This is a genomic window from Kineosporia babensis (assembly GCF_021129305.1).
GTDB lineage: Bacteria > Actinomycetota > Actinomycetes > Actinomycetales > Kineosporiaceae > Kineosporia > Kineosporia babensis.
This window is the reverse complement of the sequence record NZ_JAJOMB010000002.1, coordinates 188,132-207,345: the sequence shown is the minus strand read 5'-3', so window position 1 is coordinate 207,345 and position 19,214 is coordinate 188,132. Positions and strand designations below refer to the sequence as shown.

Genomic DNA, 19,214 nt, shown 5'->3' with positions numbered 1-19,214 from the left:
GAGGCCCCTGGCAAATTCATCCTACGAATTTGCCTAAACTCGGCGCCCGTGACCATCACCGAGACCCGGCGCACCACCCTGCCCCTGGTGCTCCTGGCCGGACTGCTGCTGATCGCGTTCGTCATGCGGGCCCCGTTCATCTCCGTGGCCCCGGCGATCGCCGACATCCAGGCCGCTCTGGACATCGACAGCGCCACCGCCGGGCTGTTCACCACCCTGCCGGTGATCTGTTTCGGCCTGGCCACCCCGCTGGTGCTGGTGCTCACCCGACGCTCGGGGATCAACAACTCGATGCACATCGCGCTGGCCGTGGTGCTGGCCGGGATCGTGCTGCGCTCGGCCGGTGGCCTGGGGGCCGCGCTGGCCGGGACCGTGGTGATCGGGCTGGGCATCACCATCGCCAACGTGGTGGTGCCGGTGATCATCGGGCGGGACTTCGCCGGGCGGACCACCGAGGTCACCGGCTTCTACACGGCTGCGATGAACCTGGGCGCGATGACCGCCACCACCCTGGGCGCGCCGCTGGCCGGCTGGCTGACCTGGCGCTGGGCCCTGCTGACCTGGGCTCTGGTGGTGCTCCTGGCCGCACTGGCCTGGAAACGGGCCACCCCGGTCACCCAGGAGAGCGCACCCCCCGAGCCCACCGGCGTCCCCAGTTCGAAAACCCCGATGAACCGGCGTCTGGTGGCCGGGATGGTGTTCTGCTTCGCCGGGCAGTCGTTCAGCTACTACGGCGTGACCGCCTGGCTGCCCACCCTGCTGGCCGATCAGCAGAGCCTGAGCGCCACCCAGGCCGGCGGCAGCGCCTCGTTGTTCCAGATGCTCGCCCTGGTGTCGGCGTTCGGCCTGCCCTGGGCGATCCGGCGGGGTCTGTCCAGCCGGGCCGCCCTGCTGCTGGTCTGCACCTGCTGGATCAGCCTCCCGCTGGGCCTGGCCTTCGCCCCGGCGCTGTGGGTGCTGTGGTCCTGCCTGGGCGGCTTCGCCCAGGGCGGCGGCTTCACGGTGATCTTCAGCGTGGTGGTGGCCCGGGCGCTGAACTCCGACGACGCCCGGCGGATGTCCGCGACGGTGCAGGGCGTGGGCTACATTCTGGGCGCGCTCGGGCCGATCATCGTCGGAGCGGTGCATGCGGCCACCGGCTCCTGGGTCCCGCCGATGCTGCTGGTCGCCGGGATGATCGTGGTGATGGCGGTGGGCGGATCGCTGGGGATCGGAGCCCGGCCGACGGGCACTGCGGCATCCCGATGAGCGTTCACGCATCGGTGGGGTGCAGGATGCATCCGTCCTGTTTCATCACGTACACCGTCGTGCACCGTTCGACCGGAGGGGTCGATGAACCTCGAGAAAGTGATCTTCGGCTTCTTCGTGCTGCTTGCCGCCACGCTGAACTTCGGCTTCTTCATCGGTGACATCTCCAACCACGAGCTGCACAGTGAGTACGAGCTGTACGCCGCGGTGGTGGTCAGCCTGATCACCACGGTGCTGAAGTTCGGTGACCGCACCCAGATCGGCGCGGTGCACCTGGCCACCAGCCTGGTCGCCGACCTGCAGCTGATCGCCGCCACGCTGGTCTGGATCTACGCCGACTACATCTCCACCTCCGGTCTCGACGAGCACGCGATGGCCAGCATCGTGTCGCTGTCCGGCGGTGCCCTGCTGGCCAACCTGGTCTCGGTGGTGCTGCTGGTGATCGAGACCGTTTCGTTCCACCGCCGCTGATGCACCCGCCCGAAAGACCCCGGACCGAGCAGGAGCGCTGGCACGACCGGCATCCGGGCCGGCGCTACGGCACCCGCCGGCCGCCGGGTGCCCGCAAACCCGGCGCCCCGCTGGAGCCGGCCCCGCTCAACCACGACCCGGTGGCCACCAACGCGCTGATCACCGGGGCCGGCCGGTGGCAGGCCATCTCCCGGTTCCGGCAGGCCGGTGACCTGCCCGGCCCGAGCGGCGGCCCGCTCAGCTCGCGCGGGATCGAGGCCGTCTCGGCGCCGATCTTCCTGATCATGCGCCGGATGCGGACCCCGCTGATCGTGCTGATCATCATCGTCGCGATCACCACGTTCGCGCTGGCGGTGGCCCCGGGTGAGACGCCCGAGGGCGAGCCGCACCGGATGGGCATGTTCAACGCCTTCTACGTGATCACCTACACGGCCAGCACGATCGGCTTCGGCGAGATCCCGTACCCGTTCACCGCCGAGCAGCGCCTGGTGATGACCGCCAGCATCTACCTGAGCGTGGTCGGCTGGGCGTACGCCATCGGTACTTTGCTGTCGCTGCTGCAGGACCGCGGTTTCCGGACCGCGCTGGACATGCGGCGGTTCACCGGCCGGGTGGAGCGGATGCGCGAGCCGTTCCTGCTGATCGCCGGCTACGGGCACACCGGGCAGCGACTGGGCCAGGCCTGGGACCACCTCGGGCGCAACTTCGTGGCCGTGGACAAGGAAGCCACCCGGATCGAGTCGCTCGACGTGGACCAGTACTACGCCGACCCGCCGGGGCTGAACGCCGATGCCTCGAACCCGTTCAACCTCAAGCTCGCCGGGCTGAAGAACCCGCACTGCGAGGCCGTGCTGGCGCTCACCGACGACGACGACGTGAACCTGGCGATCACCATGACCGCGGCGCTGCTGCGGCCGGACCTGCCGGTGATCGCCCGCACCATCTCGGCCCCGGTGGAGGACCGGATGCTGGCCTGGGGCTCGCCCACCGTGATCAACCCGTTCGACCGGTTCGGCGACCACCTGCGGATGGCGCTGAGCGCCCCGGCCTCGTTCCGGCTGTACTCCTGGCTGGAGGCCGGCCCGGGCTCGGAGCAGCCGCCGCCGGGCTCCCCACCGGCCGACGGGCTGTGGGTGGTCTGCGGCTACGGCCGGTTCGGCCAGGAGGTGGTGGGCGACCTGCTTGCCGAGGGCCTGGACGTCGTGGTGATCGAGCCGGACCCGCCCTCGGACGAGTTCCTGGCCGCTGAGCTGGGAATCCCGATCGAGCGCCTGCCGAAGGTGATCCACGGCGACGGCTCGGAGCCGGAGGTGATGGACGAGGCCGGGATCGACCACGCGGTGGGTTTCGTGGCCGGCACCGACGACGACACCACCAACCTCTCGCTGATCGCCGCGGCCCGGCAGCGCAACCCCGACCTGTACGTGGCCGGGCGGCAGAACCTGCCGACCAACCAGTCGCTGTTCACCGCCATGCACCTGGACATGCTGCTGGTGCCGGCCGACATGGTGGCCCGGGAGGCGTACGCCCGGCTCTCCACCCCGACGCTCTGGCGTTTCCTGGAGGAGATGCCGCAGCGGGGCGAGCAGGAGGCGATCGATCTGATCCACCGGATCAAGGACCGGTGCGGGCAGTTCATGAAGGACGTCTGGAACGTCGAGTTGACGTCGTGGCAGGCGCCCGCCCTGGCCGGATACCTGGATCCGGAGGCGGTTCCGCCGCGCCAGCGTCAGCGCCGGCACGCCGGTCAGGAGGGCCGGGTGCCGCTGACCATCGGAGACCTGTTCCGCGACCCGGACGACCGGGACGAGCGGCTGCCGGTGGTGCCGTTGATGCTGCTGCGCGACGGGGAGGCGACGATCGCCCCGGCGGACGACACCGAACTACACCTGAACGACGAACTGCTGGTGGCCGGGACCCGGGTGGCGCAGCGCGAGCTGCAGACCACGCTGCTCAGTGAGGGCACCGCGCAGTACGTGGTCACCGGGGCGCGGATGCCGGAGAGCTGGATCTGGCGGCAGCTGGCCGGCCGGCGGCTGCCGCAGTAGAGCGACGGCTCCTACCGGTTGCCCGCCCGGCGGGCCTGGACAGCAGACTCGGGCAGTGCTCCGGGAGGGGTCGGAGCACCGCCCGAGGGCCTGTGCGGCGTGGACTGAAAGCCCACTGACGAAAAGTTTCCGGCTGACGCCTTCAGCTGAACAAGAATTATTGGCAATACCGACAAAAGCGGCACAACTTGAATGCGCCTTGCCATTTCGGTCGATAAAGCCGATCTCCGGCGAGCCGCCCCTTTGACTCGCGCTGACCAGCACAAATGTGGCCAGAACCGCCGGATCAACCCCTGTTCAGACGCCCCCGAATCTGATTTTCGCTATCCCTGAAATCTACGCGCCACGCTGATCGGCGTCCACCGATTCGGCGCTAAATTCAGCATAAATAGCTAAACCGGACACCGGGCGGTGCGGCTTCTCAGGCGCTGGGCAGCTTGGAGATCTTCTCGATCACCGCGGTGGTCGAGATCGAGGGGGTGCGCGGCAGGTAGACCACCTCGCAGTGCTCCTTGATCCAGTCGAACCGGCCCGCCCAGTCGTCGCCCATCACCAGCACGTCGGCGCCGTACTTCTGCACGTACTCGGCCTTCAGCTCCAGCGACTCCTCGACGAACACCTCGTCCACCACCTGCAGCGCCTCGATCAGGGTGCTGCGCTCGGTCTCGCTGAAGATCGGGTTGCGGCCCTTCTTGCTCATGTTCAGCGCGTCCGAGGAGACGCCGACCACCAGCCGGTCGCCGTGCGCTTTGGCCCGCTCCAGGATGCGCAGGTGACCGATGTGCAGGACATCGAAGGTGCCGAAGGTGATCACAGTCTTCATTGCACGAGCTCCGTAAGAACCAGGGGGACGCAGGCCGTCCGGCATCCCCGGGCCGTCGATGGCTCCGGGCCGTCGAACCGGTGAACGAGGTATGTCCGGTGAGCGAACTATTCTGCCTCACCGGGCGCGGCGGGATCACCAGCTCTGGGCCGATCGGGAGCAAACGGGCCGGGCGGACTGCGGGTGCCCGATCCGCCCGGCGCCGCGAGACTGGGCACATGGCAAGAACAGTGCTGGTCACCGGCGCCTCCGGGTTCATCGGCTCACACCTGGCGCAGCGTCTGGAACGCAAGGGTCACACCGTGCGGGCGATGACCCGGAAGCCGGATCGTTACTCCGGAGCGGGCGAAGCGGTCTTCGGCGACGTCACCGACACCGACAGCCTGGCCGCGGCGATGGCCGGCTGCGACGCCGCGTACTATCTCGTGCACTCGCTGGAGTCCGAGGACTTCGAGCAGAAGGACGCCGAGGCCGCCCTCAACTTCGGTGAGGCCGCCGCCCGGGCCGGGCTGGAACGGATCGTCTACCTGGGCGGGCTGGGCGAGGACGACGGGCAGCTCTCGGCCCATCTGCGCTCGCGCCGCCAGGTGGAGCAGCTGCTGCCACTGGCCGGGGTGCCGGTGACGGTGCTGCGGGCCGCCGTGGTGGTCGGGCACGGCGGGATCAGCTGGGAGATCACCCGCCAGCTGGTGGACCACCTGCCCGCGATGGTGACGCCGCACTGGGTGAACACCAGGACCCAGCCGATCGCCCTGCCCGACGTGATCCGCTACCTCGAGGGTGTGCTGGAGCCGGAGGCGGCCCGGGGCCGGGTGTTCGAGATCGGCGGCCCGGAGGTGCTGCGCTACAAGGACATGCTGGCCCGGGCCGCGCAGATCATGGACAAACGGCTGCCCAACGTCACCGTGCCGCTGCTCACGCCCGGCCTCTCCTCGCGCTGGCTGGCCCTGGTCACCGACGTGGACACGGCCACCGGGCGCACCCTGGTGGACTCGATGATCAACGAGGTGGTGGTGCGCGACCGCTCGATCGAGCAGATCGTCCCCGGGCCCTCGATCGGCTACGACGAGGCGGTCCGGCTGGCCCTGGCCGAACGCGAACGGGCCGAACAAGAGCAGCACGAACCGGACCAGCGCGAACCTGAGCAGGGCGAGGCGCGGGAAACCTCGTCGTGACCAAGGGCACCCAGAACCCGACCCGTTCGGGGCTGGAGGCCCGGGCGAGCCGCCGGCTCGAGCAGTCGCACCGCTACCTACGCCGTACCGCAACCGGACGGGCCGTCGAGAACCTGCTGCGATCGTCCCTGATTGAAAGAGTGCCGCGCGATCACTGGGAGCCGGACTCGCGCTTTCGCCGCCGGCGCATCGTCACCGCAGTCACGCTCGTCCTTGGGGCCGTCCTGCTCGGGATCTCCCTGTCGGTGGAACCGGGCGACCCCGTGTTCTACCCCCTTACCCTGCTGGTCGCCGTGATCTGGACGGTCGGCGGGCTGGCCTCCGGACCACTGCACCTAGGTTGGACGACTCGCGAAGGCGCCCTGCGACGTCCGTTGCTGAATGGAATCGCGCTGGGACTGGTGGCCGGGGCGATCTTCGTAGCGGGCGCTCTGGTGGTGCGGGAGATCCCGCCGCTGCGTGATTTCGTGACGCACGTGCTGGCCCACGAACGCGAGGGCGCGGTGCTGCTGGTGGCGGCGGTGACCCTGCTGAACGGCCTGGCCGAGGAGGTGTTCTTCCGCGGCGCCCTGTTCGCGGCGATCGGCCGCCGGCATCCGGTGCTGATCTCGACGCTGGTCTACGCGGTGGCCACGATCGCCACCCGCAATCCGATGCTGGTGTTCGCGGCCCTGGTGCTAGGGGCCGTGCTCGGCCTGGAGCGCCGGGCCACCGGCGGGATCCTGGCGCCGATGGCCACCCACGCCACCTGGTCACTGATCATGCTGATCACTCTCCCTCAGTTGTTCAGCTAGCAACAGCGAGTAACCACTGACGTCCCAGCGGGGGCAATTGGGCACGCTAAGTCACTCAGCTGGGCTCTAGCTCACTACCTGTCGCCCTCGCGACCACCTAACGTCATCCTCACGAACAACGGAACGTGCGGAGGAACTACGGTGGAACTGATCGTCACCAGCAGCGTCGAGGACAACGACGGCGAATTCTGGGCCCTGTACCAGGACGCCTTCCAGAACCTGCGGCACCAGGCGGTCCAGCGCCACCTCATGTACGACACCGAGTTCAAAGAGGTCATGCTCGACGAGCGGGTGACCAAGTACATGGTCCGCGACGCGCAGACCGGCCGGCTCGTCGCGCTCTCCACGATGACCAACGATCTGCACGCCGTGCCGCTGGTCTCCCCCGAGTACTTCCAGCACCAGTACCCGGAACTGTATGCCCAGCAGCGGATCTGGTACATCGGCTTCCTCGCGGTGGCGCCGGACTACCAGGGCAGCCCGGCCGCGAGCCAGCTGATCGAGCGGATGTGCGCCGACGTCAACGCCGCCGACGGAATGTTCGTGGTGGACATCTGCGAGCACCGCTCACGCCGGATGTTCGCCATCGGGATCGAGCGGATGGCGGCCCAGCACCTGCCCAACCTCAAGCGCAAGCGCCTGGACGCCCAGGTGTTCTGGGGCTACGAGTTCCCGGACGCGACGGCTGCCTAAAAGGGTAGAAACACCCATAAACCTCGCTTTCAGCGCGTATCGTCTGCACGAAGTGGTGTCATTCGATCAGGTCGCGTGGGAAGAGGGGTTCCGGCGGTGGAGCAGATCGTGTCCGGCAGACTCGAGGACGACGACGGCGGTTACTGGTCCCTCTACGAGAACGCGTTCGACGACCTGCGCAGCCTGGCGGTCCAGCGGCACCTGATGCTGCGGGCCGAGTTCGACGAGTTGATGCAGGACAAGCGGGTGACGAAGTACGCGATCCGCGATCCCGAGCTCGGGCGGGCCGCCGCGCTGGCGGCCGTGACCACCAATCTCGATGCGGTACACCTGATCTCGCCGGAGTACTTCCAGCGACGCTGGCCGAACCTGTATGAGCAGCAGCGGATCTGGTACGTCAGCTTCGTCGCGGTGGACCCGGCCTACCAGGGCACCGGCGCGATGACCCAGCTGATCGAGATGGTCTGCCGGGATGCCGAGGGCGCGGCCGGCCTGATCTGCCTGGACATCTGCGAGCACGCCACCCGGGCGCGGCTGGCCGGGGTCCTCGAGCAGCTGACCGACAACTTTCTGCCGGGGGTCCAGCGGGTCCGGCTCGACGCCCAGGTCTTCTGGGGCTACGAGTTCCCGGAGCCGAAGACCGCTTAGTTGTCAGTTGTTGCTGACCCCGGACTGCGGTGCTCCGGCGGTCTGCTGCAGCGGCGGGGTCCAGGCCGACTCGTCCTGCAGCACCCGCAGATGCTTCTCGGCGAACTCGTCGTGAGCCACCGCCTTGCCCCACAGCCAGCCCTGGCAGCGTGACACGTCCAGGGCGATCAGGGCGTCGCGCTGGGCCGTGGTCTCCACACCTTCGGCGATCACGTTCAGGTGCAGCGCCGTCGACATCGCCACGATCGCCCGGACGATCGCCTCGTCACCCGGGTCCACGCCCAGGCCGGTGACGAAGGCCCGGTCCACCTTCACCGTGGTCACCGGGAACCGGCTCAGGTAGCTCAGGGACGAGTAGCCGGTGCCGAAGTCGTCCACCGACAGGCCGACCCCCAGCCCGCGCAGGCTGTTGAGCACGTCCACCACCTGGGTGCTGTCGCCGACCAGGATGGACTCGGTGATCTCCATCGTCAGCCGCTCCGGCCCGAGCCGGTAGACCCGCAGACCGTCGGCGATCTGGCCGCGCAGGGTGTGGTCGCGCAACTGCCGGGCCGAGGCGTTGACCGACATGTAGAAGCGCTCGGGCAGCAGGCCCTCGTCCCGCCACAGCGCCATCTGCCGCAGCGACTCCTCCAGCACGAAGGTGCCGATCTGGTCGATCAGGCCGGTCTCCTCGGCCACCGGGATGAACTCGACCGGTGAGATCGGGCCGCGCTCCGGGTGGGTCCAGCGGATCAGCGCCTCGGCACCGCCGGCCCGGCCGGTGAGCGGGTCGACGATCGGCTGGTAGGACAGCCACAGCTGGTTGCGCTGCACGGCCTGACGCAGGGCGAGCTCGATCTCCACCCGCTCGCGCACGGTCTGGCGCATCCCGGCGTCGAACACCTTGATCCGGCCCCGGCCCTCGGACTTGGCCCGGTACATCGCCAGATCGGCGTCGCGCAGCAGCGATTCGGCGTCGCGCTGGTCGGTCAGCTGGGCGATCCCGATCGAGGCGACCGTCACCAGCTCGATCCCGGGCAGCTCGATCGGCTTGGTCAGCTCGGCCTGGATCTTCTCGGCCATCGTCTCGGCCTGGGCCGCCGGACCGTGGTCGGCCACCACGAACTCGTCGCCGGAGATCCGGGCGAGCACGGCGAACGGCTGGGTGATCTCGTGCAGCCGCTTGGACACCTCGACCAGCAGCAGGTCGCCGACCTCGTGCCCCCAGTGGTCGTTGACCAGCTTGAACCCGTCCAGGTCGAGGTAGAGCAGCCAGATCCCGTCCTGCCGGCGGGCCTGCAGCATCTCGTCGACGTGCTGGGCCAGCAGATCGCGGTTGGGCAGCCGGGTGAGCGGGTCGTGCGTGGCCCGGAAGACCAGCCCGCGCTGGATCTCGGCGTTGCTGCGGACCGCGGAGACCGAGCGGAACATCAGGGCGCCGATCAGCCCGCCGGTGGCCAGCGCCAGGACCAGGTTGTTGCTCTCGTTGCCGTGGATCACCACGATGACCACCAGCGGAGTGGCCAGCGCGGGCAGGATCAGCGCCAGCCGCAGCGGCGACCAGGCCTGGACCTGGCGCGGCCGGATGAAGCTCATCTCGATCATCGAGGGGTGCAGGGTGGCGGCCGCGAGCAGGGGGAAGGCGATCAGGAACGGCAGGTCGAGCAAGGCGGACCCGGTCAGCTGGCCACGGGCGCCGATGATCGCGTAGCCGATGTCACCGACGAACACAGCCGTGAGGGACAGCGCCAGGAACCGGAAACTGGGTAGCCGGGTGGCCGTGGTGAAACCCAGGTTCACGACCAGCAGCAGGATCACGATGTCCCACAGCGGGTAGAGGCCGGCCAGGAGGGAGACCAGTTCGGGCCGGTTGCCGAGCCGGGCGGCCGGCAGCGCGAAGAACTCGACGGCGATCAGCCCGGCCCCGAGCGCCACGATGACGCCGTCGACCACGGCGTGCCGCTGCAGCCCGGCCTGCCGGCGCAACATCAGCAGCAGGGCCAGGATGGCCAGGGCGTACCCGCCGACGGAGAAGATGTCGGCGGTGAAGGAGGCCGGACCGGACTGCTCGGTGGCCCACGGCCGGGCGAGGACCCCGATCTGGAAGCTGATGGCGCCCAGGAACAGCACGAACCAGGGCGGCCGGTGCTCCGGGCGGTGGACCAGGAACCCGACTGCCATGACCGCGAGGGTCCCCACCCCGACGACTGCCGAACTGATCGCCTCGACGGTCGGCCCGAGCTGAAGGGCGTACAGCCCGGCCAGCACCAGGCCGACGAACACGACCAAGTACGAGGCACGGCGAGCGTCCAGCACCGATGTCCTCCCGGAAGCGGTCAGATAGTTACCTGGCTCTTCGACGCACTCCCCCGGTGCCTGAAGCTGAAGCAGCCGCTGGGCGAAGTCAATATAAGACGCTCCGGGCGTTTGCGCCGGTTTTTTGCGGCCGGAATACGAACTCACCGTCCGAACGGGCGCCATGGACAAAGTCCCGCGATAGCGCCTGCTCGGTGCCTTACGAAACTTCGGGCCAAAATTACCGGAAAAGGATGACGGAGGCCATGGCACCGGCGCTGCAATGCCCGGTCGCCGGATCTCGACCGCCCGGTTTAGCCGATAACTCCCGGCACTCGGCAAGTTGCGGCGTGGCGCGGTGAACACATAGCGCTATCAGGCAAATACCCAGGGCTATAGTCGCGCCGTGCCGGAGTACCGCTCGCCCGTCGGAGGCCCAGACCCCTTCCCCGCCCCCAACTCTTACCGAGCCGGGGATCCGGGTTCTTCCGCGACGCCGTACCCGCGCCGGCGCGATCGCCGTCGACCCCGCCATTCCAGTTCACAATGGCCGGAAGATTCTTACGAAGCCGGTGAAAATCCCGATTCCGGACCGGTCGGTGAATCACTCGGGACAATGGCCGGCGACGAAGAATCGTTTCGGAGTCAAACATCCTCCGACGGTTACCCCGAGGCTTATCCCGGCCCGGACTATTCGCAGCCGGACGAGGACTTCGACGAGGACGAGTACTACGACGACGAGCCGGCGGCCGGTAATCCGCAGTTCGACAAGGTGTATCACCAGCCCTACAACCAGACCGTCGAGGACGACCGGGCGGCCTACCAGGCCGATTACCAGCGGACCCTGGCCCGCCGGTATCAGGAGGAAGAAGAACCACCAGAGGACGATGTCAGCGCGCGGGTAGGCAGGTACGAGGAGCCCGGGCAACTGGCCGTACTCCCGGCGCAACCGTCTCCTGTTCAGCCGCTCCGCCGACGGTCCGCGCCGACCGTGAGCCGGACGGGCATGTCCGCTGCCCCGCTGCCCCTGAACAACACCGGTGCGGTTCCCTCACAACGTTCACCACGGACGTCCTTGCGTGACAAGACGCCGCCCCGACGTACCCCGCAGCGCCGCCCGTCCGCGTCCGCTCGTGGGTTCGTCCCCAACGCGGACCGCATCGCCACCGCGCGAACCGTGATGACCTACCTGGCCCGGCGTCCGTGGCTGCAACTCGACGTCGTGGACATCATCCTGGGCACCCAGTTCGACCGGGACGACGTGGCCCACGCCCTGATCGTGCTGCAGCAGAGCGGCCGGATCAGCAGCCACCTGCGCGGCGACCGGGTCTGCTACGCGTACGCCGTCACCGAGAACGTGACCTGAGGTGGGGGCGGAACTGACCGCCCGGCTGAGCGGCGAGACGCTCTGGCTCGGCGTGGTTCTCGGCGGTGCGGTGCTGGCCTTCGGGCTCTGCCGGGCCGGGATCCGGCGGTTGCGGCGGGCCCTGGCCCAGGACGCGATCAGCGCGGCGATCCGCCCCTACCGGGTGGAGGATCTCGACCAGAGCGCACGCCTGGCCGCCGAGGAGATCACCGAACGCCATGTCCGCCGCGGCGGCCGGGGGTTCCTGGTCCTGGTGGTGGATCTGTTCGCCTGGATCACCGGGCTGGCCGCGCTGGGCAGTGCCGGGCTCTGGTGGCTGGGTTTCGGGCCCGAGGCCTTCACCCCGCTGGGCTGGCTCCCCTACGCCCCCGCGGTCGCCGTCCTCACCGGGTTCGCGCTCTCCCTCTACCTGCTGGCCCACAATGCCGAGCGCCGGGCGAACCTGCGCCTGGCCCGCTGGATCCGGCGGGTGGCGCCGCTGTCCTCGTCCGGCTATCTGGACCCGGACTGCATCACCGAGTTCAGCATCCTGGAGAAGGCGCTGCTGACCCGCTCGCACGCCACCCAGCAGTCCGCCCGCGACCAGGTGGCCGAGCTGGCGCACGCGCTGCTGCCGCAGGCCCGGGAGATGGACCCGGAGGAGCTGAAGCGCACGGTGGACAGCGCGGTCGCGTTCGTGCCCCGGCAGAGCGGGAACCCGCTGGAGACCGACCGGTTCGCCGAGCTGCTCACGCTGTTCGACGCGTTGTTCAGCCGGCTGCGCGAGGACACCGGGCATCAGGACATCTGGCGGATCGCGATCCTGCGGCAGCTGATCCGCTACACCGGGCCGAACGTCCTGCCCGACATCTTCGGCCGGCTTCAGGGCCGTTCGGGCAGCGCGCCCGGGCTCAGCGTGCACCGTGACGACTCGGTGCTCGGCACCGCGTTCGGGCGGGGATCCGCGGCGCCCGACGGGCTGGACCTGATCGTGGACCTGACCCGGGCCAGCCGGGAACGGGCTGATTGACGGCGTGACCGATTGCGCGACGGTCAGGGTCGTCGCGAAGCGGTCACGCCGCCGCCGGGCACCGGGCGAAACCGGCCGGAGACAGCGGATTTCCGAGGCTGCGGAAACCGCGTCACCAGGTTGCGCACCGGGCCTGCCGCCCATGTAATACCGGCGCCGCCGGGCCGGTCAATTCATGTGGAGACTTTATGAATGCAGCCTGATCAGGTCTTAACGTTCAGACCTGGACGACCTTGCGTTCCTTCATCGCGGTGAGCGCGACCAGCCGGATCTCCATCAGCTGGGCGACCGTGGCGGCCAGGTCCACCAGCAGGCTGATCTGGGTGGGGTCGAGCTGCGGGCGGCTCTTCTGGTCGATCACGTTGACCGTGCCCAGGGCGTGCCCCTCCACCTCGATCGGCGCCGCCGCGTAGAAGCGCAGCCCCAGGTCGCCGGTGACCAGCGGGTGGTCGGCGGTGCGCGGGTCGTTCTGCGCGTCCTGCACGATGTAGGGCCCCTCCTGGTGGACCACCGAGGCGCACAGGCCGGGCTCGGTGCCGACCTGGGCCACCCCGTCCAGGCCCTCGGTGGCGGCGAACCAGACCCGGTCCTCGTCGACGATGCTGACCGTGGCGATCGGCGTGCCGAAGATCTTGGCCGCCATCTGCGCGATCCGGTCGAAGGCGCCGTCCTGCGGGGCACCCAGTTCGTCGGTGAACTTGTGCACCGCCGCCAGACGCGGGTCGGTGATCTCCGGAGCACCGGTGACGGTGGGCTCAGCGGTCTGCGGGACATCCGTGCTCATGAAGGGTGGCCTCCCCGAATCGGACCGGTATGCAGCAGTACGCGGCGATCCTAGACCACTGTTCGTGAGCAACAACATGCATACAGTCATGTATCTGCTCAGGTGAGCACCTCGTCCCTAATTCTCTTCGGGATCCGGGCCGCGCACCGCCCGGCCGCCGTCCACCGGCAGCACCGCCCCCGTCACGAACGAGGCCGTGTCGGAGAGCAGGTAGGCCACCGCGTCGGCCACCTCACCGGCCAGCCCGATCCGCCCCAGCGGATGCAGCTCGGCCATCTGCGCGTTCACCACCGCCACCTCGGCCGCGTTCCGCCCGGCCAGGAACTGCTGGTAGCGCTCGGTCTCGATCGAGCCCAGGGCCACGGCGTTCACCCGGATCCCGGCCGGGCCGTGGTCGACGGCGGCAGCCTTGGTCAGCCCTTCGATCGCGGCCTTGGCGGTGGCGTAGGGCAGAGCCCCGCGCACCGGCCGCTGGGCCTGGTGGCTGGAGACGTTCACGATCGCGCCCCCGCTCCCGGCCGCCAGAAAATGCTTCACCGCCACCGCGCACCCGGTCACCGCGGCCGCGAGGTTGCTGGTGATCAGGTCGAGAATGGTTGCCGCATCGTCGGTGTCGAGCGAGGCGTCGCGGAACAGCGCGGCGTTGTTGACCCAGCCGGCCAGCGGCGCGATCTCCTCGGCCAGATGCGCCGCCCGCTCGGCCACCTCCTCCAGACAGGCGTCTCCACGTACCGCGACCGCTTTCCCACCCGCCGCTTCGATCCAGGTCAGGGCGCGGGCGTCCAGCTCGACCGCGACCACCGCATCGCCGCCCAGCAACAGCCGTTCCACGACCGCCCGTCCAACTCCTCGGCCGCCGCCGGTGACAACGAAGCTCCGCATGCCGTCAGTCTTATCCGGGCCGGCACCCGGGCGAAAGGGGCCTCAGATCGCTTTGCCGGGGTTGAAAAGGTTCAGCGGGTCCAGGGTCTGCTTGAGCGCCAGCTGCATCGCCTGCACCTCGGCCGGCAGTTCCTTACGCAGGCCCTCACGTTTCAGCAGGCCGATGCCGTGTTCCCCGCTGACCGTGCCGCCCTTGGCCAGCGCCGAGCTCAGGATCTCCTCGAACGCGGCCTGAGCGGCCACCCGCGCGGCCTCGTCACCGGCCGGGGTACGGATCAGCGGGTGCAGGTTGCCGTCCCCGGCGTGCGCGATGGTCGCGATCGAAACCCCGTGCCGTTCGCCGATCTCGACGATCGAGGCCAGCATGGCGGGCACCTGCGAGCGGGGGACGCAGACGTCCTCGGTCAGCACCGGGCTGAGCCGTTCCAGCGCCGGGTAGGCGAGCCGGCGGGCGGCGAACAGCGCCTCGGCCTCCTGCTCGTCGGTGGAGACCGCGGCCCACAGCGCACCGGCCTTCTCGAACACCTCGGCCATGGCGGCGGCCTCGAGCTGGCCGGACTCGCCCGGGGTGTCGATCTGGGCCAGCAGCAGAGCCTCGGCGTCGGCTTCCAGGCCCAGGTGCTTCCAGTCCTCGACCGCCTCCAGGCAGGCGCGGTCGAGGAGTTCGAGCGCGGTGGGCAACAGGCCGGCGGCGGTGACCGCAGCCACCGCCGCACCGGCAGCGACCAGGCTGGGGAAGGCACCGACCACGGTGCGCGGGGCCTCCCGACGGGCCGGGCGCAGGCGCAGGGTGATCTCGGTGATCACGCCGAACGTGCCTTCCGAACCGACGAACAGGCCGGTCAGGTCGTAGCCGGCCACGCCCTTGGTGGTCCGGCGGCCGAGCCGGGTGACCGTGCCGTAGGCGCCGGCCGGGCCGCCCACCACGACCTCCAGGCCGAGGACGTAGTCCCGGGTCACGCCGTATTTCAGGCAGCACAGGCCCCCGGCGTTGGTGCTGACATTGCCGCCGATGCTCGACCAGGGCGCGCTGGCCGGGTCGGGCGGATACCACAGGCCGTGCTCGGCGACCGCGGCCTTCAGGTCGTTGTTGACCACGCCGGGCTGGACCACGCAGATCATGTTCTCCACGTCGATCTCGAGCACCTGGTTCATCCGCGACAGATCGATCACCAGGCAGCCGTCCACCGCATTGGCACCGCCGGACAGGCCGGTGCCGGCTCCCCGGCTGACCACCGGGATGCCCAGGTCGGCGCAGGCGGCCACGGCCCGGCTGACCTCGTCGGTGCTCGTCGCCCGGAGCGCCGCCAGGGCCCGGCCGACCGGTGCCCACTCCGCGTCGTCCTGGCTGAGACTCGCCAGGACGTCGCCGTCCACGATCAGGTTCGCCTCGGGCAGCGCGGCCCGGAGCGCCTGGAGTTTGCTCGTAGTGATGACACACCCCTTTCTCGATTTTTCCTGTCGACATAATTTCTTGTGGTGCAGTGAGACGACAGTGCCGACAGTTGCCTCAGGGGAATATCGAGGCGTGACATTCCCGAGTTGATCAGCCACAACCACGCTGAGCTGCCCTAGAGTGACCCGCATGGTCGGGCATTCAGAACGATTCGGCCCAGGCGTCCCCAAAGAACTGGACCGCTACCTCATCCCCAGCGAGCAGATCGTCTTCATGCTGCGCCGGCACTGGGTGGTGCTGGCCGAGCCGGTGGCGACGTCGGTCTTCGGGATGATCCTGCTGGCCTGGGCCAGCAGCCTGGACAACGTGCCCGGCCTGCTCACCCAGATCCTCACCGGGTTGTGGCTGCTCCTGCTGGCCCGGACCATCCTGCGGGCCTGGGAGTGGTACGAGGAGCTGTTCCTGGCCACCGACCGCCGGCTGATGCTGGTCCACGGCATCATCACCCGTCAGGTCGACATCATGCCGATGGGCAAGGTCACCGACATGCGGTACGACCGGACGGTGACCGGCCAGCTGCTGGGGTACGGCAAGTTCGTGATGGAGTCGGCCGGTCAGGACCAGGCGCTGAGCACGATCAACTACATCCCGGACTCGGACCTGCACTACCAGCAGATCTCGCAGATCATCTTCGCGCCCTCGGAGGGCAAGGTCACGCAGAAGGCGGCCGCACCGGGTTCGCGGGTGCCGATCTCCGAGCCCGAGCAGGCCTGGTGGCGTCGCAAGAACTGATGGCGGACGTCCGTTGCCACCTTGGTTGCGGAGCTTGCGGACGTCTGGCCGGCACCTTGGGTCTCAGAGCTTAAGGACGTGTCTCAGTCGCCTGGTTGCCTGTAGCCGCCGGGGAGCTTCTTGCGCATGTTCCCACGGAACTCGTCCAGGAAGAGCTCTCGGATCGCATCGCTGTCCAGCGCTCCGGAAACCCCGGTGAGCTTGCCCTGCGACAGGTGCGAGCAGACCGTGGTCCAGGCCTGACCCACCGCCCAGGTCACGCTGGAGGCGACCGCCGCGGCAATGCCTCCGCCGATCAGCGTGCCCGCCCCTGGTACCGACTTGATCAGCCCGGTCACCAGGGAACGCCCACCAGCAGTGGCCGCCGCGGTAGCCGCCAGCGCCGCCGCCGTGGCCCGGTCCACACCCACCCCGTAGATGTGCGCGATCGACGCCATCATCGTGAGCTGGATGGGCACGAGCACTGCGGCGTCGGAGAACGGGATCGGCGTGGCCCCGGCCGCGGCGGCCGCCCCGACCGCGGTGCGGATCGCCTTGTTCGCCGATTCCCGTTTCCGCGTCAGGTCGATCTTCTGAGCGGCCACCAGCGCTTCCTCGACTCCGGCCGGGGCAACGCGAAAGGTGGCATCGAGCAGTTCCTGCAGCCCGTGCGCCTCCAGGCCGGCGAAGTCGTCGGCCTTGGCGTTGGTCAGGAAGATTTCGTCCTTGACCAGCGGCAGGTCGCGCGCGGCGATGTCGTCGCGCAGCGCCACCGCGTCGGGGTGACAACGGCCCTCGCGCATCGGGACCTGGGTCAGGACCAGCAGCACCGGCAGGCCGAGCCGGTCCAGCTCCCGGATGAAGTGCTCTTCCGTCTCCTCGAAACGCCGGTCCAGCGAGCGCACGCAGTACCAGGCCACGTGCAGTTGCTCGGCCTGCGGCCGGCGCCGCATCTGGCGCACGTAGTCCTTGAGCTCGGACAGGATGGTCTCGTCGTCGGTGCCGATCTCCAGGCCACGGGTGTCCAGCACCCCGAAGTGACCGTCGGCGTGCATGTAGAGGTGGCTGTCCTGGGTGACCGGCTGCCCGATCCCGGTCTCGGCCACGTCCTCCCCGAAGATGGCGTTGACCAGCGTGCTCTTGCCCACCCCGGTCTTGCCGAAGATGGCCAGGTTGAACCGGCCGATCTCGCGCGCCTTCTCGTCGAACGTGTCGCCGAACTGCTTGCTGAACCAATCCCGAGGAGCCGGTGCCATGCGGGTAATCCTCGCATCTTTGCGAGGACCCGCAGGTCAGGAACCAGATCGGTTCAGTGCATGATCACCGGCTCGGCATCGTCGGCTGCGCCGGACCCGGCCGGGGCGCCGGTCGTGGCCGTGACCTGCATCGTCGAGGTGCGGGAGCGGTACATCAGGGCGGACAGCAGGGCACCGGCCAGGAAGAATCCGCCGACCCAGGCGTAGGCCGTGCTGTAGCTGCGCACCGCAGCCTCGGCCAGCACCTGCGTCGTGGCGGGCTGGTGGCCGGCCAGGTACGAGGTGGCGGCGGAGGCGGCCAGGGTGTTGATCAGCGCGGTGCCGAGCGAACCGCCCACCTGCTGGCCGGTGTTCACCAGGGCGGAGGCCACGCCGGCGAAGCGCGGGTCGACGTTCAGGGTGGCGGTCTGGATCGCGGCGGGCATCATCTGGCCGAAGCCCATGCCCATCAGGATCAGCGGGAACAGGATGCCCGGGGCGTAGGAGCTGTTCAGGTCGAGTGCGGTCAGCCAGAACGCGCCGACGGCGGCGAACAACATGCCGGAGGGCACCATCACCCGGGGGCCGAAGCGCGGCAGCAGGAAGTTGCTGGAGATCTGCGCGGTGAAGACCAGGGCCACGATCATCGGCAGGAACGAGACACCGGTCCGGATCGGCGAGTAGCCCAGGGTGAGCTGCAGGTAGTAGGTCAGGAACAGGAAGATGCCGAACATCCCGATACCGGCCAGCAGCACCGCCAGGTACGAGGCCGAGCGGTTGCGGTCGAGCACGATCGACAGCGGCATCAGCGGGTGCTCGGCCCGGGTCTGCCACCAGACGAACACCGTGCCCAGCACCACCGAGGCGATCAGCAGGCCGATGGTCAGGCCGTTGGACCAGCCCTCGGTCTCGGCGTGGGAGAAGCCGTAGACCAGCGAGAAGAGCGCGGCCGAGACCAGCACGGTGCCGGGCACGTCGAGGCGCGGGCGAGAGCCGGTGCGCTGCACGTTGGGCAGGAAGAACAGGGCGCCGATCACCGCGATCACCGCGATCACGCAGTTGACGTAGAGCGTCCAGCTCCAGTCGAAGTGCTCGGTCAGGAAGCCGCCCAGGAGCAGGCCGATGGCGCCGCCCATACCGGCGATGGCGCCGAAGATGCCGAAGGCCCGGCGGCGTTCCACCGGGTCGGTGAAGGTGGTGGCCAGCACGGCCAGCGCGGTGGGGGCGAGCAGGGCGCCGAAGACCCCCTGCAGGGCCCGGGCCGCGACCAGCCAGCCGAACGAGGAGGCGGCGCCGCCGAGAGCCGAGGCGACGGCGAATCCGATCAGGGCGATCACAAAGGCCCGGCGCCGGCCGATGAGGTCGGAGAGCCGGCCGCCGAGCAGCAGCAGGCTGCCGAAGGTGAGCGCGTAGGCGGTGACGATCCACTGCCGGTCGCCGTCCGAGAAGCCGAGGTCGGCCTGGGCGGAGGGCAGCGCGATGTTCACGATGGTCGTGTCCAGCACGACCATCAGCTGGGCGAACGCGACCGTGGTCAGGGTCAGCCACCGGCCGGAGGATGCGGACGGCGCCGCGGTGGTCATGGACATGACGG

17 protein-coding genes are annotated in these 19,214 nt (G+C 69.2%); 10 read left to right on the top strand and 7 right to left on the bottom strand.

What is annotated here, in order from left to right; all coding sequences use genetic code 11:
* The first annotated feature begins 48 nt into the window (after positions 1 to 48).
* The 3 genes from LR394_RS04420 to LR394_RS04410 all read left to right on the top strand — a co-directional run bounded on the left by LR394_RS04420 (position 49) and on the right by LR394_RS04410 (position 3,767).
* Complete coding sequence (locus tag LR394_RS04420; protein ID WP_231439056.1) at positions 49 to 1,248, top strand: MFS transporter; 1,200 nt, start codon at positions 49 to 51, stop codon at positions 1,246 to 1,248.
* Between the two features lie 84 nt (positions 1,249 to 1,332).
* A complete protein-coding gene (locus tag LR394_RS04415; RefSeq protein WP_231439055.1) occupies positions 1,333 to 1,719 on the top strand; it encodes a DUF6394 family protein in 387 nt (128 codons plus the stop codon).
* The gene (locus tag LR394_RS04410) at positions 1,719 to 3,767 is read left to right on the top strand and encodes a potassium channel family protein (RefSeq protein ID WP_231439054.1); all 2,049 of its coding nucleotides are present in this window, start codon (positions 1,719 to 1,721) and stop codon (positions 3,765 to 3,767) included. Before LR394_RS04415 ends, LR394_RS04410 begins: the two co-directional genes overlap by 1 nt.
* A gap of 421 nt (positions 3,768 to 4,188) precedes the next feature.
* Here the strand turns inward: LR394_RS04410 and LR394_RS04405 are convergent, their stop codons facing one another.
* The gene (locus LR394_RS04405) at positions 4,189 to 4,590 is read right to left on the bottom strand and encodes an adenylyltransferase/cytidyltransferase family protein (protein WP_231439053.1); all 402 of its coding nucleotides are present in this window, start codon (positions 4,588 to 4,590) and stop codon (positions 4,189 to 4,191) included.
* Between the two features lie 218 nt (positions 4,591 to 4,808).
* On the opposite strand from LR394_RS04405, the gene LR394_RS04400 reads away from it, so the two are divergent.
* From LR394_RS04400 to LR394_RS04385, 4 genes are all read left to right on the top strand, one after another.
* On the top strand, positions 4,809 to 5,765 hold the full coding sequence (locus tag LR394_RS04400; RefSeq protein ID WP_231439052.1) for an NAD(P)H-binding protein: 957 nt from the start codon (positions 4,809 to 4,811) through the stop codon (positions 5,763 to 5,765).
* Positions 5,766 to 5,878: 113 nt separating this feature from the next.
* A complete protein-coding gene (locus LR394_RS42685; protein ID WP_407936982.1) occupies positions 5,879 to 6,559 on the top strand; it encodes a CPBP family intramembrane glutamic endopeptidase in 681 nt (226 codons plus the stop codon).
* A 141-nt stretch (positions 6,560 to 6,700) separates the two neighbouring features.
* The gene (locus LR394_RS04390) at positions 6,701 to 7,252 is read left to right on the top strand and encodes a GNAT family N-acetyltransferase (protein WP_231439050.1); all 552 of its coding nucleotides are present in this window, start codon (positions 6,701 to 6,703) and stop codon (positions 7,250 to 7,252) included.
* Positions 7,253 to 7,360: 108 nt separating this feature from the next.
* Complete coding sequence (locus LR394_RS04385; protein ID WP_231439049.1) at positions 7,361 to 7,900, top strand: GNAT family N-acetyltransferase; 540 nt, start codon at positions 7,361 to 7,363, stop codon at positions 7,898 to 7,900.
* A gap of 3 nt (positions 7,901 to 7,903) precedes the next feature.
* Here the strand turns inward: LR394_RS04385 and LR394_RS04380 are convergent, their stop codons facing one another.
* Entirely contained in the window at positions 7,904 to 10,198 is a 2,295-nt protein-coding gene (locus tag LR394_RS04380; RefSeq protein ID WP_231439048.1) for a putative bifunctional diguanylate cyclase/phosphodiesterase, read from the bottom strand.
* A gap of 595 nt (positions 10,199 to 10,793) precedes the next feature.
* On the opposite strand from LR394_RS04380, the gene LR394_RS04375 reads away from it, so the two are divergent.
* Both LR394_RS04375 and LR394_RS04370 read left to right on the top strand, forming a co-directional pair.
* Entirely contained in the window at positions 10,794 to 11,543 is a 750-nt protein-coding gene (locus LR394_RS04375; RefSeq protein ID WP_231439047.1) for a hypothetical protein, read from the top strand.
* A gap of 1 nt (position 11,544) precedes the next feature.
* Positions 11,545 to 12,552: a hypothetical protein gene (locus tag LR394_RS04370; protein ID WP_231439046.1), complete on the top strand. Its 1,008-nt coding sequence runs from the start codon at positions 11,545 to 11,547 to the stop codon at positions 12,550 to 12,552.
* Between the two features lie 217 nt (positions 12,553 to 12,769).
* On the opposite strand, the gene LR394_RS04365 is transcribed toward LR394_RS04370, so the two are convergent.
* The 3 genes from LR394_RS04365 to LR394_RS04355 all read right to left on the bottom strand — a co-directional run bounded on the left by LR394_RS04365 (position 12,770) and on the right by LR394_RS04355 (position 15,595).
* Positions 12,770 to 13,336 (bottom strand): GAF domain-containing protein, encoded by a 567-nt coding sequence (locus LR394_RS04365; RefSeq protein ID WP_231439045.1) that lies wholly within the window; start codon positions 13,334 to 13,336, stop codon positions 12,770 to 12,772.
* A gap of 117 nt (positions 13,337 to 13,453) precedes the next feature.
* On the bottom strand, positions 13,454 to 14,218 hold the full coding sequence (locus LR394_RS04360; protein WP_231439044.1) for an SDR family NAD(P)-dependent oxidoreductase: 765 nt from the start codon (positions 14,216 to 14,218) through the stop codon (positions 13,454 to 13,456).
* A 42-nt stretch (positions 14,219 to 14,260) separates the two neighbouring features.
* Complete coding sequence (locus LR394_RS04355) at positions 14,261 to 15,595, bottom strand: FAD-binding oxidoreductase (RefSeq protein ID WP_231439043.1); 1,335 nt, start codon at positions 15,593 to 15,595, stop codon at positions 14,261 to 14,263.
* Between the two features lie 208 nt (positions 15,596 to 15,803).
* On the opposite strand from LR394_RS04355, the gene LR394_RS04350 reads away from it, so the two are divergent.
* Positions 15,804 to 16,406 (top strand): PH domain-containing protein, encoded by a 603-nt coding sequence (locus LR394_RS04350; protein ID WP_231439042.1) that lies wholly within the window; start codon positions 15,804 to 15,806, stop codon positions 16,404 to 16,406.
* 83 nt (positions 16,407 to 16,489) lie between these two features.
* On the opposite strand, the gene LR394_RS04345 is transcribed toward LR394_RS04350, so the two are convergent.
* Positions 16,490 to 17,641, bottom strand: coding sequence for a GTPase family protein (locus LR394_RS04345; protein ID WP_231439041.1), 1,152 nt, complete (start codon positions 17,639 to 17,641; stop codon positions 16,490 to 16,492).
* Positions 17,642 to 17,694: 53 nt separating this feature from the next.
* Positions 17,695 to 19,209, bottom strand: coding sequence for an MFS transporter (locus LR394_RS04340; protein ID WP_231439040.1), 1,515 nt, complete (start codon positions 19,207 to 19,209; stop codon positions 17,695 to 17,697).
* Positions 19,210 to 19,214 lie beyond the last annotated feature (5 nt).

What these genes read in the sequence shown, in the direction of transcription:
- LR394_RS04415 (WP_231439055.1), top strand. Translation starts at nt 1,333, where the DNA reads ATGAACCTCGAGAAAGTGATCTTCGGCTTCTTCGTGCTGCTTGCCGCC.
- LR394_RS04410 (WP_231439054.1), top strand. Translation starts at nt 1,719, where the DNA reads ATGCACCCGCCCGAAAGACCCCGGACCGAGCAGGAGCGCTGGCACGAC.
- LR394_RS04405 (WP_231439053.1), bottom strand. Translation starts at nt 4,590, where the DNA reads ATGAAGACTGTGATCACCTTCGGCACCTTCGATGTCCTGCACATCGGT.
- LR394_RS04400 (WP_231439052.1), top strand. Translation starts at nt 4,809, where the DNA reads ATGGCAAGAACAGTGCTGGTCACCGGCGCCTCCGGGTTCATCGGCTCA.
- LR394_RS04375 (WP_231439047.1), top strand. Translation starts at nt 10,794, where the DNA reads ATGGCCGGCGACGAAGAATCGTTTCGGAGTCAAACATCCTCCGACGGT.
- LR394_RS04365 (WP_231439045.1), bottom strand. Translation starts at nt 13,336, where the DNA reads ATGAGCACGGATGTCCCGCAGACCGCTGAGCCCACCGTCACCGGTGCT.
- LR394_RS04360 (WP_231439044.1), bottom strand. Translation starts at nt 14,218, where the DNA reads ATGCGGAGCTTCGTTGTCACCGGCGGCGGCCGAGGAGTTGGACGGGCG.
- LR394_RS04350 (WP_231439042.1), top strand. Translation starts at nt 15,804, where the DNA reads ATGGTCGGGCATTCAGAACGATTCGGCCCAGGCGTCCCCAAAGAACTG.
- LR394_RS04345 (WP_231439041.1), bottom strand. Translation starts at nt 17,641, where the DNA reads ATGGCACCGGCTCCTCGGGATTGGTTCAGCAAGCAGTTCGGCGACACG.
- LR394_RS04340 (WP_231439040.1), bottom strand. Translation starts at nt 19,209, where the DNA reads ATGTCCATGACCACCGCGGCGCCGTCCGCATCCTCCGGCCGGTGGCTG.